The organism is Kribbella pratensis (assembly GCF_004365355.1).
Classification (GTDB): domain Bacteria; phylum Actinomycetota; class Actinomycetes; order Propionibacteriales; family Kribbellaceae; genus Kribbella.
On record NZ_SODP01000005.1, the window covers coordinates 134,207 to 147,550 of the forward strand.

The following is a 13,344-nucleotide window of genomic DNA, read 5'->3' on the forward strand; positions in this document are numbered from 1 at the left end:
GGTGGAACTCGCGACGGATGTGCTGGTCGTCGGCGGCGGTCTCGGCGGGGTCGCTGCGGCGCTGACCGCAGTACGGCTCGGTCGCCGCGTCGTACTGACCGAGCCGACCGACTGGCTGGGCGGGCAGCTGACCAGCCAGCTCGTGCCACCCGACGAGCACCCGTGGATCGAGCAGTACGCCGCGAGCGGGTACGCCGAACTGCGCCGCCGGATCCGCGACTACTACCGCCGCAACTATCCGCTGACGCCCGAGGCGGCCGCCGATCCACTGCTCGATCCCGGCCTCGGTGTCGTCAGCCGGTTCTGCCATGAGCCGCGGGTGGCCGCCGCCGTACTTGAGGAGATGCTCGCTCCTTGGCGAGCGTCCGGCCGGCTCCGGGTGTTCCTCGAGCATCAGTCGGTCGCGGCACACGTTGTCGGCGACGAGATCGAGGCGGTGACGCTTCGGGATGTGCGCAGCGGCGATGAGCTGACGGTGTCCGCGACGTACGTCGTCGACGCGACCGAGCTCGGCGATCTGCTCGAGCTTGGAGGAGTCGAGCACGTGATCGGTGCGGAAGGTCACGAGCAGACCGGCGAGCTGCACGCGCCGGAGGTTGCGAATCCCCTTGATCAGCAGGCGTTCTCGTGGTGCTTCGCGCTCGAGCACCGGGCAGGGGAGGATCACACCATCGACCGCCCGGCCACCTACGACCACTGGCGGGACACGGTCGCGCCGTTCTGGCCGGGACCGCAGCTGTCCTGGACGGACGTCGTACCGGTCACGCTGGAGCAGCGCGAGTGGAAGTTGCTCGAAGCGAACCCGGCTCGCCGGGCGCCGTTCTCGCTCTGGCGGTATCGACAAATCCTTGCCAGAAGCAACTTTATCGACAAGGCGATCCCGGACGTCACGGTGGTGAACTGGCCGCAGCTCGACTACTGGGAACAGCCGCTGGTCGGTGGGCCCGACCCGGCGAAGGCGCTTGCCGCGAGCCGCGATCTCTCGTTGTCCTTCCTCTACTGGATGCAGACCGAGGGCGGTTATCCCGGTCTGACGCTGCGTCCCGATGTCACCGGTACTTCGGACGGCCTGGCCAAGGCGCCGTACATCCGCGAGTCGCGCCGCATCCAGGCCGAGTTCACCGTGCTCGAGCAGCACGTCGGCGTCGAGGCGCGGCCGGACGGCGCGGGCAGTGAGGTGTTCGAGGACACCGTCGGGCTCGGTCGCTACCGGATCGATCTGCACCCGAGCACGGCTGGGCGGACGTACGTCGACATCGAGGCGTACCCGTTCCAGATCCCGCTCGGTGCGCTGATCCCGGTCCGCGTCGACAACCTGCTGCCCGCGAACAAGAACATCGGCACGACGCACATCACCAACGGCTGCTACCGCCTGCACCCGGTCGAATGGAGCATCGGCGAGGCGGTCGGCGCACTGGTCGGCTTCTGCCTGACCGAGGGCCTGTCACCACGCAAGGTCCGCAACGATCCGACCCACCTGGCCGACTATCAGCGCCTGCTCACGGACACGCTGAAGATCCCGCTGGCCTGGCCGGACGAGATCCGCACCCATCGCGAGTGAAGGGACGGTAACCGTCCGTGCGGTTGATCACGTCCGGTGGTCAACTGGTCACGAATCCTGGATGACGCTCCGACCGAAGCTGCGCGATTCCCCAAGGCACGACAGCATCGAACAAAGGGGAACGGAAAACGCTCTCCGTTGCGGGAGCGACGACAACCACCCAGGGAGTCTCGCGTGGCTCGAACAGACGCACTCAACAGCCTCCAGACGGACCGGACGACCCCGAGCGACAGGGCCGGAGCGACCGGGTCCGGACCACCGGGCACGGCTACCGACAGAAGATTCGGCAGAAGATCCGGCAGTCGGTCCGGCAGTAGGTCCGGCAGCCGGTCGGGCGGCAAGCCGCTGTCCTGGTGGGCGCGGGCCCGCCGGGACAAGGTCCTGTTGCTGATGGCCCTTCCGGGGCTGGTCCTGCTGCTGGTGTTCCATTACCTGCCGCTGCTCGGGAACCTGATCGCGTTCCAGGAGTACCTGCCGTTCGTCCCGTTCGGACGCAGCGCGTGGGTCGGACTGGACAACTTCGCCGTGATCTTCAACGGCGACCAGGAGTTCCTCAACGCGCTCAAGAACACGCTGCTGATCACCCTGGTGCAGGTCATCTTCGTGTTCCCGGCGCCGATCGCGCTGGCGCTGCTGCTGAACAGCCTGCTGTCGGAGCGGATCAAGCGGGTCGTGCAGTCGGTGCTGTACCTGCCGCACTTCCTGTCCTGGGTGATCGTGATCGCGATCTTCCAGCAGATCCTCGGCGGCAGCGGGCTGATCAACAACTTCCTGCGCTCGCACGGGATGGGCACGATCGACTTCCTCGGCAATCCGGACAGCTTCATCGCGCTGCTGACCAGCCAGGTGATCTGGAAGGACACCGGCTGGGGAACGATCCTGTTCCTGGCCGCGCTGACCCAGATCGATCCCGGGCTGTACGAGGCCGCCCGGGTCGACGGCGCCTCCAGATGGCGGCAACTGTGGCACGTGACGGTGCCCGGCATCCGTGGCCTGATCATCCTGCTGCTGATCCTGCGCCTCGGCGACTCACTGACCGTGGGCTTCGAGCAGATCATCCTGCAGCAGAACCTGGTCGGCAGACCGGCCTCCGAAGTACTCGACACGTACGTCTACAACAACGGCGTACTCGCAGGTCAATGGGGTGTGTCGGCCGCGGTCGGCCTGGTGAAGGGTCTTGTTGCCGTCGTCCTGGTGCTCGGCGCCAACAAGATTGCGCACATCTTCGGTGAGGCGGGGGTGTACCAGAAATGAGCACAATCCAGAAAGGCATCGAGGACGGACCCGCGATGTCGTCGCGGGTTCTCAAGACCGTCGTCCTGGTGGTCTGTTGCGCGGTCGTCGTCATCCCGTTCCTCGGCGTCATCTCGACCAGCATCGCCAGCCAGCAACACGTCACGAACTCTGGTGGGTTCGTGCTGTGGCCGGACGCGTTGCACCTGGATGCGTACAAGGCGATCTTCAACGGAGGAGTGGTGCAGCGGGCGCTGCTGGTCAGCGTCGTGATCGCGGTCGGCGGCACGCTGATCAGTCTCGCCGGGTCGACGATGCTGGCCTACTCGCTCAGCCGGCCGGGGTCGTTCGGGCAGCGGCCGATCCTGATGATCGTGCTGTTCAGCATCCTGTTCAGCCCGGGCCTGATCCCGAACTACCTGGTGGTGAAGCAGTTCGGGCTGCTCGACTCGCTGTTCGCGCTGATCCTGCCGACGGCGATCAGCGGCTTCAACGTGATCGTGCTCCGCTCGTTCTTCATGGGCATCCCGGATTCGGTGCTGGACTCGGCCCGGATCGACGGCGCCGGCGACTTCCGGATCTTCTGGTCGATCGTGCTGCCGCTGTCCCGGGCGGTGCTCGCGGTCGTCGGGTTGTTCTACGCGGTCGGGTACTGGAACGCGTTCTTCAACGCGATGCTCTACATCAGCGACACCGCGAAGTGGCCGTTGCAGCTGGTACTGCGGACGTACGTCATCAACAACACCGAGCTCAGCAGCGGTGATCTCGGTGGAGCTGCGGCCGATCAGCTGCCGCCGCAGGAGTCGATCCAGATGGCGATCCTGGTGGTATCGCTCGTCCCGATCCTGATCGTGTACCCGTTCCTGCAGCGGCACTTCGCCAAGGGCATGCTGACCGGGGCGGTGAAGGGATGACCGTCAGCAGAAGGACCCTCCTCGGCGGGTCGCTTGCGGCGGCCGCGGTCAGCCTCACCGGGTGCTCCACCGTGACCCGCTCCGACGACATCGCGGCGCTGAACAAGCCGGTCGCGCTGCCGACGTACAAGCGGTTCGACGGGCCGAAGCCGGACCTGCCGCGGAGTCATCCGTTGATGCCGGACTGCTTCTACCGGTTCCCGGCGAAGCCGGCGAAGGTGACCGACGGCGCTCCGGGGGACGGAAGCAAGATCACCGGTACGACGTTGACGTCGAACCCGATCCCGCCGACCGCGGACCGCAACCCCTACTGGCAGGAGCTGAACCGGCGGCTCGGGACGCCACTCGAGCTGAACATCACCGCGGCGACGGACTATCCGAACAAGTTCGCCACCTCGGTCGCCGGTGACACGTTGGGCGACCTGTTCAACATCGACGGCGGATTCGCCTACCTGCCGCAGTTCCTGGAGGCGCGGGCGCAGGATCTGACCGAGTACCTGTCCGGCGACGCGATCCTCGAGTATCCGTTCCTGGCGAACGCGCCGCAGGCGTCGTGGCGCGGGTGCGTGTTCTCCGGCGGTATCCGCGCCGTTCCGATCCAGCGCGGGGTCATGTCCACCAACACCTTGCTGGTCCGGCAGGACCTGCTGGACAAGCTAGGGGTCGAGCTCGGCTCGCCGAACGTCGACGAGCTGCAGAAGGTCGCGAAGGCGGTCACCGACGGGAAGAAGAACCGGTGGGGCTTCGCGGTGCCGCCGACCGCGGCCGTGAGCGCGATGCTCGGCCTGCCCAACGGCTGGGAGGTGCGCGACGGCAAGCTGGTGCACAGCCGGGAACTGCCGGAACACAAGGAGATGCTGGCGATCACCCGGCAGATGGTGAAGGACGGCGTGATCCATCCGGACGGCGTCGCGAAGAACAACCAGAAGGTCTGGTTCACCCAGGGATCGGCGGTGATGACGCAGGACACGTACTCGTCGATCCAGAGCTTCTACCGGCGGGCCACGGACGACAGCTTCAGCATCTCGATCCCGGTTCCGCGGGCCGCGGACGGCAAGGTCGGTCGGGTGCTGCTCGGCTCGCCGAACAACTCGATCGCCGCGATCCGGCCGAGTTCGCCGGAGCGCACGAAGATGCTGCTGCGGGTGCTGAACTGGATGGCGGCGCCGTTCGGGACGGAGGAGTACCTGTTCCGCAAGTTCGGTCTTCCCGGGCGGCACTACACGCTGAACGGCACCGACCCGGTGCTGACCAAGGACGGCGGCAGCGAGGTCTGCCTCGGCGAGTTCCCGATCCAGTACCTCGCCGACGGGCCGTACCCGGCGTACTTCCCGGGCCATCCGGAGGCCGTCGACACCGCGTACAACCACTTCAAGGCGGTACTGCCGACGGCGATCCTGCCGCCGACGTACGGTCTGTACTCACCGACCCAGTCGACCAAGGGCAAGATCCTCGACACCCGGATGGACGCCATCACCAAGGACATCCAGCTCGGCCGTGCCGACGTCAACTCCTGGGACGACGCCGTGGCCGACTACCGGAAGTCCGGTGCCGACGCCATCCGCAACGAGTACGAACAAGCCCTGGCGATCCAGGGCCGCAAGTAATCGCCGCTGCCGTCGCATCTTCGCGGAGGTGCGACGGCAGCTGTTTTCGGGTGTCGGGGACAATGGGTCGCGATGACGCTGACTGAGCAACTGCCGGGGACGACCGAGCCTGACGACCTGTACGACGTGTTCGCGCGTTGGGTGGGGGAGCAGGGGATCTCGCTGTACCCGGCTCAGGAAGAGGCGTTGATCGAGGTGATGACCGGGTCGAACGTGATCCTGTCGACGCCGACCGGCTCCGGGAAGAGCCTGGTGGCCACCGGCGCGCACTTCGCGGCGCTCGCGCACGGGCAGCGGACGTTCTACACGGCCCCGATCAAGGCGCTGGTGTCGGAGAAGTTCTTCGCGCTGTGCGACGTGTTCGGCGCGGACAAGGTCGGCATGCTCACCGGTGACGCGTCCGTCAACGCCGGCGCCCCGATCATCTGCTGTACGGCGGAAGTCCTGGCCAACATCGCCCTGCGCGAAGGGTCGGACGCGGACGTCGGCCAGGTCGTGATGGACGAGTTCCACTTCTACTCCGAGCCGGATCGCGGCTGGGCCTGGCAGGTCCCGCTGCTCGAGCTGCCGAAGGCGCAGTTCATCCTGATGTCCGCGACCCTCGGCGACGTCGAGCGGTTCAAGATCGACCTGTCGCGCCGTACCGGCCGCCCGACCGCGATCGTCGCGTCCGGCGAACGCCCGGTGCCGCTGATCTACAAGTACGTCACCACTGCGCTGCACGAAACGCTCGAGGAGCTGCTCACCACCCATCAGGCCCCGGTGTACGTCGTCCACTTCACCCAGGCCGCCGCGCTCGAACGCGCGCAGGCGCTGATGAGCATCAACGTCTCCTCGAAGGAGGAGAAGGACAAGATCAACGAGCTGATCGGCAACTTCCGGTTCAGCAAGGGGTTCGGCCGGACGTTGCAGCGGCTCGTGAAGCACGGCATCGGCGTGCATCACGCCGGCATGCTCCCGAAGTACCGCCGGCTGGTTGAGCAGTTGGCGCAGGCCGGGCTGCTCAAGGTGATCTGCGGTACGGACACGCTCGGGGTCGGTATCAACGTGCCGATCCGGACCGTCGTACTCACGGCTCTGAGCAAGTACGACGGACGTCGGCAGCGGATCCTGAAGGCGCGCGAGTTCCACCAGATCGCAGGACGGGCCGGCCGGGCCGGGTACGACACCTCCGGCACTGTCGTCGTCCAGGCGCCGGATCACGTCGTCGAGAACGTGAAGGCCCTGGCGAAGGCCGGCGACGACCCGAAGAAGCAGCGCAAGGTGCAGCGGAAGAAGCCGCCGGAGGGTTTCGTCACCTGGGGCGAGGACACGTTCGACCGTCTCGTCGCTGCTGAGCCCGAGGCGCTGCAGTCGCGGATGCGGGTCAGTCACGCGATGCTGCTGAACGTCATCGCACGCGACGGTAACGCGTTCGCGAGCATGCGGCACCTGCTCCGCGACAACCACGAGGACTCCCGCGCCCAGGTCCGGTTGATCCGGCGGGCGATCCAGATCTACCGCACCCTGCTCACCGCCGGCGTGGTCGAGCGGCTCGACGAGCCCGACGAGAACGGCCGGTCGTTGCGGCTGACCGTGGATCTGCAGAAGGACTTCAGCCTCAACCAGCCGCTGTCGACGTTCGCCCTGGCCGCGCTGGATCTGCTCGACCCGGAGGATCCGTCGTACGCGCTCGATGTGGTGTCGGTCGTGGAGGCGACGCTCGAGGATCCGCGCGCGGTGCTGTGGGCGCAGGAGCACCACGCCCGCGGCGAGGCCGTGAACGCGATGAAGGCCGAGGGCATCGAGTACGACGAGCGGATGGAGCTGCTCGAGGAGGTGACCTGGCCGAAGCCGCTCAATGAGTTGCTTGAGGCAACGTTCGAGATGTACCGGCAGACGCATCCGTGGATCGCGGACACCGGGTTGTCGCCGAAGGCGGTCGTCCGCGACATGTTCGAGCGGGCGATGACGTTCGGGGAGTTCATCGGCTTCTACGGACTGGCGCGGTCCGAGGGCGTCGTCCTGCGGTATCTGAGCGACGCGTACAAGGCGCTCAAGCAGACCGTGCCGCCGGACAAGGTGAACGAGGACCTGACCGACCTGATCGAATGGCTCGGCGAGGTCGTCCGTCAGACCGACTCCAGCCTGCTGGACGAGTGGGAGGAGCTGACCAACCCCACCGACGAGCCGGAGGCGGAGGTCACGCCGACCGGCCCGCGCCGGATCACCTTGAACACAAGGGCTTTCCGCGTCCTCGTCCGCAACGCGATGTTCCGCCGCGTCGAACTCCTGGCCCTGCACCGCTGGGCCGAGCTAGGCCAACTCGACGCCGACGCCGGCTGGGACGCCGCCCGCTGGGCCGAGGCCGGCACGGCGTACTACGCCGAACACGACGTGGTCAACACCGGCCCCGCCGCCCGCGGCCCAGCCCTGTTCCTGATCGAGGAACACCCCGGCTACTGGGAGGTCCAGCAAATCATCGACGACCCCGAAGGCAACCACGACTGGCGAATCACCGCCTCGGTCGACCTCAACGCCTCCGACGAGGCCGGCGAACTGGTCCTCGAAATGGTGTCGTTCAAACCACTCTGAAGGCAGGCAGGACATGACCGAGTCCCCGGTCTCCCACAGCGACGGCATAGGCGGCTTGGACGCGCCGCGGTCCGTCGCTGATCTGGTCGACGGGATCGAGCAGGGCCACCGCTATCGCTATGTCTTCTTCTGGGGTCACACACCTCGGCGCCCGGGTGAAGTCGACGCGAGTTGTTTCAGCCAGTGGTACCCGGCGCCGTTCAGCGTCGACGGCGTCACCTATCTCACCGCCGAACATTGGATGATGGCCGGCAAGGCGCGGTTGTTCGGCGACGCGTCCGCCCTCGCCGCCGTACTCGCGGCGACGCACCCGGGTGAGGCCAAGGCGGCCGGCCGCACCGTGCGGGACTTCGACGACCTGCGCTGGAACGAGCAACGAATGAACCTGGTGGTCGATGGCTCGATCCACAAGTTCACCGCACACCCGGAGCTCCGCGCGTACCTCGTCGGTACCGGCACTCGGGTCCTCGTCGAAGCCAGCCCCGTGGACAGCATCTGGGGCACCGGCCGCACCGCAACCGACCCCCGCTCAGAAGACCCTACCCAGTGGCCCGGCAGCAACCTGCTCGGCTTCGCTCTGATGGCTGCCCGCGAACACCTGGGTCAGGTGGGCCACTCCACGTCGACCTCGGTTTCGGCTTCGTAGTTCACGCCTGGGACGTCGAAGCCGTAGAGGCGGCGTACCTCGGCTAGGAACCACTCGGTGTCGGCGACCTCGGCGATGGTGGTTGCGGTCGCGGATTCCCACTGGGTGCGGATTGCGGACTGGACGTCGTCGGCGAGTTCCCAGCGGTCGAGGCGGATGCGGCCTTCGTCGTCGAGGTCGAGCGGGGCTTCGCCGGTGAGCTGGTCCCAGAGGGCGATCGACTGCTGCACGGGAGTCTGCAGGCCGTGGACCTTGTGCAGGATGCTGACGTACAGACCGATGCCGGGGATCGCGGACGAGGCCTGGGTGACGGCGGCGCCGTTGACCGAGGTCATCGCGGTCACACCGTCGGCGGCGAGCTTCAGCGCGGTCTGCTCGAGGTCGGCCTTCGCGGCGCCGATCGAGCCCTGGCGGTAGATCGGACCGGTCAGCTCAGAGCCGATATAGGTCAGCGCGACGGTGTTGAATCCGGGCTTCAGCAGGTCACGCTCCTGGAGCGCGGTGATCCAGCGGGCCCAGTCCTCGCCGCCCATCACCTTCACCGTCTGGGCCAGCTCGTCGTCGGTGGCGACGTCGATCCCGACCTCCTGCAACACCGGCTGGCCGTCCTCGTATGCGAGGCTCTTGGTCGAGTACGGCGTACCGATCGTCTTCAATGCCGACTGGTACGTCTCGCCGTTGCGCGGATCGACCCGCCGCGGCGCGGCCACGCTGTAGATCAGGTGGTCGATGCCGCCGAGCCGCTCGGCGACGAGATCGAGCACCTCGTCCTTGGTGGTGTCCGCAAAGGCATCCGCGTTCACGAAGCTCCACGAGCGACCGAGCTCGGCCGCCAGCGCCGCGGTCTCGGCGGTGCGGTACCAGCCCGCGGTCGCCGTACGACGAGCCGTCGGCGCCTTCTCGAACGACACCCCGATCCCGTCGACGCCGTACCGCGCCAACCCCGCGATCGTCGTCGCCAGACCGTAGCCGGAGCTCGACCCGATCACGAGCGCCGTACGACGCGCCGGGTTGCGCGGCTCCACCTCCGCCGCCATCTCCCGGACCACCCGCGCACAACCCGCCGGATGCGAGTCGAGAAAGAGGAAACCGCGGCCGAGGGGCTTGATCACGCGCTCTGTCATGCCTCAGACCCTAACCCGCGGGCCCGCTGGCGGGTTGTGTGACGGATGACGCGCTACAACGCGCCAGCAGGCAAATAACCCGCCAGCGGGCCGCGGGTGTCAGTTCCAGTACATCTCCGCGTCGTCGGGCTCGACCACGACGTCCGCGCCGAGGCGGCGGAGGTTGCCGGCGAAGTCGGTGTAGCCGCGGTGCACGTGGTGTGCGGCCGACACCAGCGTCTCGCCCTCGGCCGCAAGACCGGCGAGCACCAATGCAGCGCCGGCGCGGATGTCGGAAGCGACCACCGGCGCACCAGACAGCCGCGGTACGCCGCGGACCACTGCGTGATGCCCGTCGGTCTGGATCTGCGCCCCGAGCCGGGTCAGCTCCTGCGCGAACGTGAACCGGCCCTCGAACAGGTTCTCGGTGACCATCGCCGCGCCGTCGCTCAGCGCGTTCAGCGCGATCACGAACGCCTGCAGGTCCGTGGCGAACCCGGGGTACGGCAGCGTCACCACATCCACCGGCTTCGGCCGGTCGTCCATCCGGACCCGGAAGCCCGGGTCCAGCACGGTGATCTCGGCGCCGGCCCGGTGCAGCTTGTCGAGCGGCAGCTCCAGGTGCTCCGCGTGCCCGTTCGCGATCGTGATGTCACCCTTGGTGATGGCGGCCGCGAACGCCCAGCTCCCGGACACGATCCGGTCCGGTACGACGGTGTGGTCGACCGGGTTCAGCAGCCCGTCCACGCCGGTGATCTCGATCCGCGGCGAGCCGGCGCCGTCGATCTGGGCGCCCATCTCGACGAGCATCTGGGCGATGTCCTGGATCTCCGGCTCGCGGGCGGCGTTCTCGATGATCGTCGTACCCTTCGCGAGCACCGCCGCCATCATGAGCGTCTCGGTCGCCCCGACGCTCGGAAAGTCCAGCCACACCTCGGCGCCGTGCAGCCCCTGCGGCGCCTCCGCGATGACGAAACCGTGCTCGATATGCACCTTCGCGCCCATCGACTCCAGGCCGGCGACGTGCATGTTCAGCCCGCGGGAGCCGATGTTGTCGCCGCCCGGCAGCGCAACCTCCGCCTGACCGCAGCGGGCCAGCAGCGGGCCGAGGACCGAGATCGAGGCGCGCAGCTTGCGCACCAGGTCGTAGTCGCACTGGTACTTGACCGTGGCAGGCACCGCGATCGTCGCCAGCCGGCCGTCCGGGTCGACCTTCACGGAGCAGCCGAGCGTGTCCAGCAGTTGGGCCATGAACGTGACGTCCAGGATCCCTGGCACCTGCCGCAGCGTCGTCGTACCCTCCGCCAGCAGCGCAGCCGCCATCAGCTTGAGCACACTGTTCTTCGCCCCGGCCACCTCGACAGTGCCGTCGAGCCGTGCCTCACCTGCGATCCGAAACCGTTCCACCGGTCGACTGTAGCGTTTGACCGAGTCGGGCTTTGCGTAGAGTCCTGGCATGGCTGTGAACTTGACGCGGATCTACACGCGCACCGGTGACGCCGGCGAGACCCGCCTGGGCGACAATTCCACGACCTCGAAGACGGATCCGCGCCTGGCGGCGTACGGCGAGGTGGACGAGGCGAACTCCGCGATCGGTGTGGCCATCGCGGCCGGCCACCTGAACAGCACGATCGTGGTGCTGCTCACCCGGATCCAGAACGACCTGTTCGACGTCGGGGCCGATCTGTGCAACCCGATCACGCCCGACCCGGAGTACCCGCCGCTGCGGATCACCCAGGACTACATCGACCGCCTCGAAGGCTGGTGCGACGACTACAACGGTCGTTTGACCAAGCTCCGCTCGTTCATCCTGCCTGGTGGGACCGAGGGCGCCGCCTACCTGAACGTCACGCGTGCCGTCGTACGCCGTGCCGAGCGGGCCGGCTGGGCCGCCGTCGAGGCGCACGGCCCGTCGGTCAACCTGCTGGCGATCACGTACCTGAACCGCCTGTCCGACCTGCTCTTCATCCTCGGCCGCGTCGCCAACCTGTCCTCCGGCGGCGACGTCCTCTGGGTCCCGGGCGGCGAGCGCTAGCTAGCTGATCTCCCAGTTGAAGGGCATCCGGAGTACTCCGGCCGGCGGGAGTCCCAACGCGCTGTAGAGACCGGTGGCCAGGCCGTCGAGTGTCAGCGGCGCCGCGCTGACGGCCAGATCATCAGTCGTGGCCGGCGCGCGCAGCTGGCTGAGCAGATTCCGATGCGGTACGGCGGTCACGCCGATCTCGTCGCGGTCCAGTCCGGCGCGGTTGCAGGCGAGCATCAGTGCGTGCTGGAACCCGCCGAGCTCGTCCACGAGCTTGTGGCCGTGCGCGTCGGCGCCGGTCCAGACACGTCCGCGCGCAAGGGCCTCAAGCCGCTCTTCGGGCAGTCCGCGGTCCTGAGCGGCCTTGGCGACGAAGTCCTTGTAGATGCGGTCGAGTGTCTCCTCCAGCCGTGCCCACTGCTCGTCGGTGAACTCCTCCTGCGCGGAGTACATCTGCGCGTTCGCACCCTCGGACACGGCGTCCCGTGAGATCCCGATCCGGCCCAGTGCATCGCGTACGACGCCCTTGCCGGTCAGCACGCCGATCGACCCGGTGATCGTGCCGGGCTCCGCAACGATCACGTCGGCCGGCATCGCCACGAAGTACCCGCCTGATGCGGCCACGCTGCCCATGGACGCGATCACAGGTCGTCCGGTCGAGCGGAGCCGCAGCACCTCGTTGCGGATCGCGTCGGAGGCGACGTACGAGCCGCCGGGGCTGTCCACTCGCAGTACGACGGCCTTGACGTGCTCGTTCTCGGCCACGGCGCGCAGCGCGGCGCCGACGGTGTCGGAGCCGGACCCTGGGCCGCCCATCGGGCTGTTGGAGTTGCGGCCGACCGAGATGCCGCCGGTCACGCGGACTACCGCTACCAGTGGCTTCTGCGGCCAGGGGAGCGTTTTGCGCAGGTCCTCGAGACTGCGCGGACCACGCCGGATGTATCGCTCGGCCAACAGCCGGTCGTCGTACTGGAGCTGCTTCTCGAGCTCGTCGTACACATCGGACCGGTAGCCGAGTCGATCGACCAGTCCGGCGTCCAGACCGTCCTGTGCGGGCAGTGGTGCCGTGTCGACGAGCTCTCGGACCCGCGCGGTGTCCAGACGCCGCCGTACGGCGATGCCCTCGACGATCTGCTCGTACGCCGACTCCGCGAGCCGCGATGCCATCTCGCGACCGGGCTCGGTCATCTCCTTCTCGGTGAACGTGTCCGCCGCAGTCTTGTACTCACGTCGCTTGCCGAACTGCGGGATCACACCCGCCTTGTCCAGCGCACCGCGGATGAACACGGCCTGCACGGTCACACCGGTGATCGCCAGGTCACCGGACGGCTGCAGCCAGATCTCGTCGAACGCGGTCGCCAGGTAGTAGGGCACCGTGCCCTGACCGGCCTCACCGAACGACTCGGTCCACGCGACGGCGGGCTTCCCCGACGTACGGAAGTCGGCCACCGCCTCGCGCAGCTCCTGCACCTGCGCCAGCGAGAGCCGATGGCCGCCCAGGTGGGCGACCACGCCGACGACAGAGTCGTCCCGCGCGCCCTTCCGCAAGGCAGACACCAGCTCGCGCAGCGTCGGCAGATGACGGGCCCGGAAGGCCGCCACCGGAGAGGCAGGCGGCGTCTCGAGAACACCACGGGTCAGATCCAGCTCAAGCAGAGTCCCCATACACCGACCCTAGACGCT

General features: G+C 67.8%; 10 protein-coding genes. 7 read left to right on the forward strand and 3 right to left on the reverse strand.

Going from position 1 to position 13,344, the window contains the following annotated elements; translation table 11 throughout:
- The first annotated feature begins 1 nt into the window (after position 1).
- From EV653_RS38775 to EV653_RS38800, 6 genes are all read left to right on the forward strand, one after another.
- Positions 2-1,561: an FAD-dependent oxidoreductase gene (locus EV653_RS38775; RefSeq protein WP_134111321.1), complete on the forward strand. Its 1,560-nt coding sequence runs from the start codon at positions 2-4 to the stop codon at positions 1,559-1,561.
- A gap of 174 nt (positions 1,562-1,735) precedes the next feature.
- Entirely contained in the window at positions 1,736-2,815 is a 1,080-nt protein-coding gene (locus EV653_RS38780) for an ABC transporter permease (protein WP_238160741.1), read from the forward strand.
- The gene (locus EV653_RS38785; RefSeq protein ID WP_134111323.1) at positions 2,812-3,708 is read left to right on the forward strand and encodes a carbohydrate ABC transporter permease; all 897 of its coding nucleotides are present in this window, start codon (positions 2,812-2,814) and stop codon (positions 3,706-3,708) included. The genes EV653_RS38780 and EV653_RS38785 overlap by 4 nt, the downstream gene beginning before the upstream one ends.
- A complete protein-coding gene (locus EV653_RS38790; RefSeq protein ID WP_134111326.1) occupies positions 3,705-5,315 on the forward strand; it encodes an extracellular solute-binding protein in 1,611 nt (536 codons plus the stop codon). The genes EV653_RS38785 and EV653_RS38790 overlap by 4 nt, the downstream gene beginning before the upstream one ends.
- Before the next feature lie 72 nt (positions 5,316-5,387).
- On the forward strand, positions 5,388-7,889 hold the full coding sequence (locus EV653_RS38795) for a DEAD/DEAH box helicase (protein ID WP_134111328.1): 2,502 nt from the start codon (positions 5,388-5,390) through the stop codon (positions 7,887-7,889).
- A 13-nt stretch (positions 7,890-7,902) separates the two neighbouring features.
- The gene (locus EV653_RS38800) at positions 7,903-8,535 is read left to right on the forward strand and encodes an NADAR family protein (protein ID WP_134111330.1); all 633 of its coding nucleotides are present in this window, start codon (positions 7,903-7,905) and stop codon (positions 8,533-8,535) included.
- Here EV653_RS38800 and fabV read toward each other — a convergent pair.
- Positions 8,493-9,659, reverse strand: coding sequence for an enoyl-[acyl-carrier-protein] reductase FabV (fabV, locus tag EV653_RS38805; protein WP_134111331.1), 1,167 nt, complete (start codon positions 9,657-9,659; stop codon positions 8,493-8,495). The genes EV653_RS38800 and fabV overlap by 43 nt on opposite strands.
- 99 nt (positions 9,660-9,758) lie before the next feature.
- Positions 9,759-11,045 (reverse strand): UDP-N-acetylglucosamine 1-carboxyvinyltransferase, encoded by a 1,287-nt coding sequence (murA, locus tag EV653_RS38810; RefSeq protein WP_134111332.1) that lies wholly within the window; start codon positions 11,043-11,045, stop codon positions 9,759-9,761.
- A 49-nt stretch (positions 11,046-11,094) separates the two neighbouring features.
- Here murA and EV653_RS38815 point away from each other — a divergent pair, with 49 nt between their 5' ends.
- Positions 11,095-11,673 (forward strand): cob(I)yrinic acid a,c-diamide adenosyltransferase, encoded by a 579-nt coding sequence (locus tag EV653_RS38815; RefSeq protein WP_134111333.1) that lies wholly within the window; start codon positions 11,095-11,097, stop codon positions 11,671-11,673.
- Here the strand turns inward: EV653_RS38815 and sppA are convergent, their stop codons facing one another.
- Positions 11,674-13,326, reverse strand: a complete 1,653-nt coding sequence (gene sppA, locus EV653_RS38820) for a signal peptide peptidase SppA (protein WP_134111334.1) — start codon at positions 13,324-13,326, stop codon at positions 11,674-11,676.
- Between the last annotated feature and the right edge of the window lie 18 nt (positions 13,327-13,344).

Bases quoted from the DNA above. Each gene is read 5' to 3' on its own strand.
- EV653_RS38785 (WP_134111323.1), top strand. From the start codon at position 2,812: ATGAGCACAATCCAGAAAGGCATCGAGGACGGACCCGCGATGTCGTCG.
- EV653_RS38790 (WP_134111326.1), top strand. From the start codon at position 3,705: ATGACCGTCAGCAGAAGGACCCTCCTCGGCGGGTCGCTTGCGGCGGCC.
- EV653_RS38795 (WP_134111328.1), top strand. From the start codon at position 5,388: ATGACGCTGACTGAGCAACTGCCGGGGACGACCGAGCCTGACGACCTG.
- EV653_RS38800 (WP_134111330.1), top strand. From the start codon at position 7,903: ATGACCGAGTCCCCGGTCTCCCACAGCGACGGCATAGGCGGCTTGGAC.
- fabV (WP_134111331.1), bottom strand. From the start codon at position 9,659: ATGACAGAGCGCGTGATCAAGCCCCTCGGCCGCGGTTTCCTCTTTCTC.
- EV653_RS38815 (WP_134111333.1), top strand. From the start codon at position 11,095: ATGGCTGTGAACTTGACGCGGATCTACACGCGCACCGGTGACGCCGGC.
- sppA (WP_134111334.1), bottom strand. From the start codon at position 13,326: ATGGGGACTCTGCTTGAGCTGGATCTGACCCGTGGTGTTCTCGAGACG.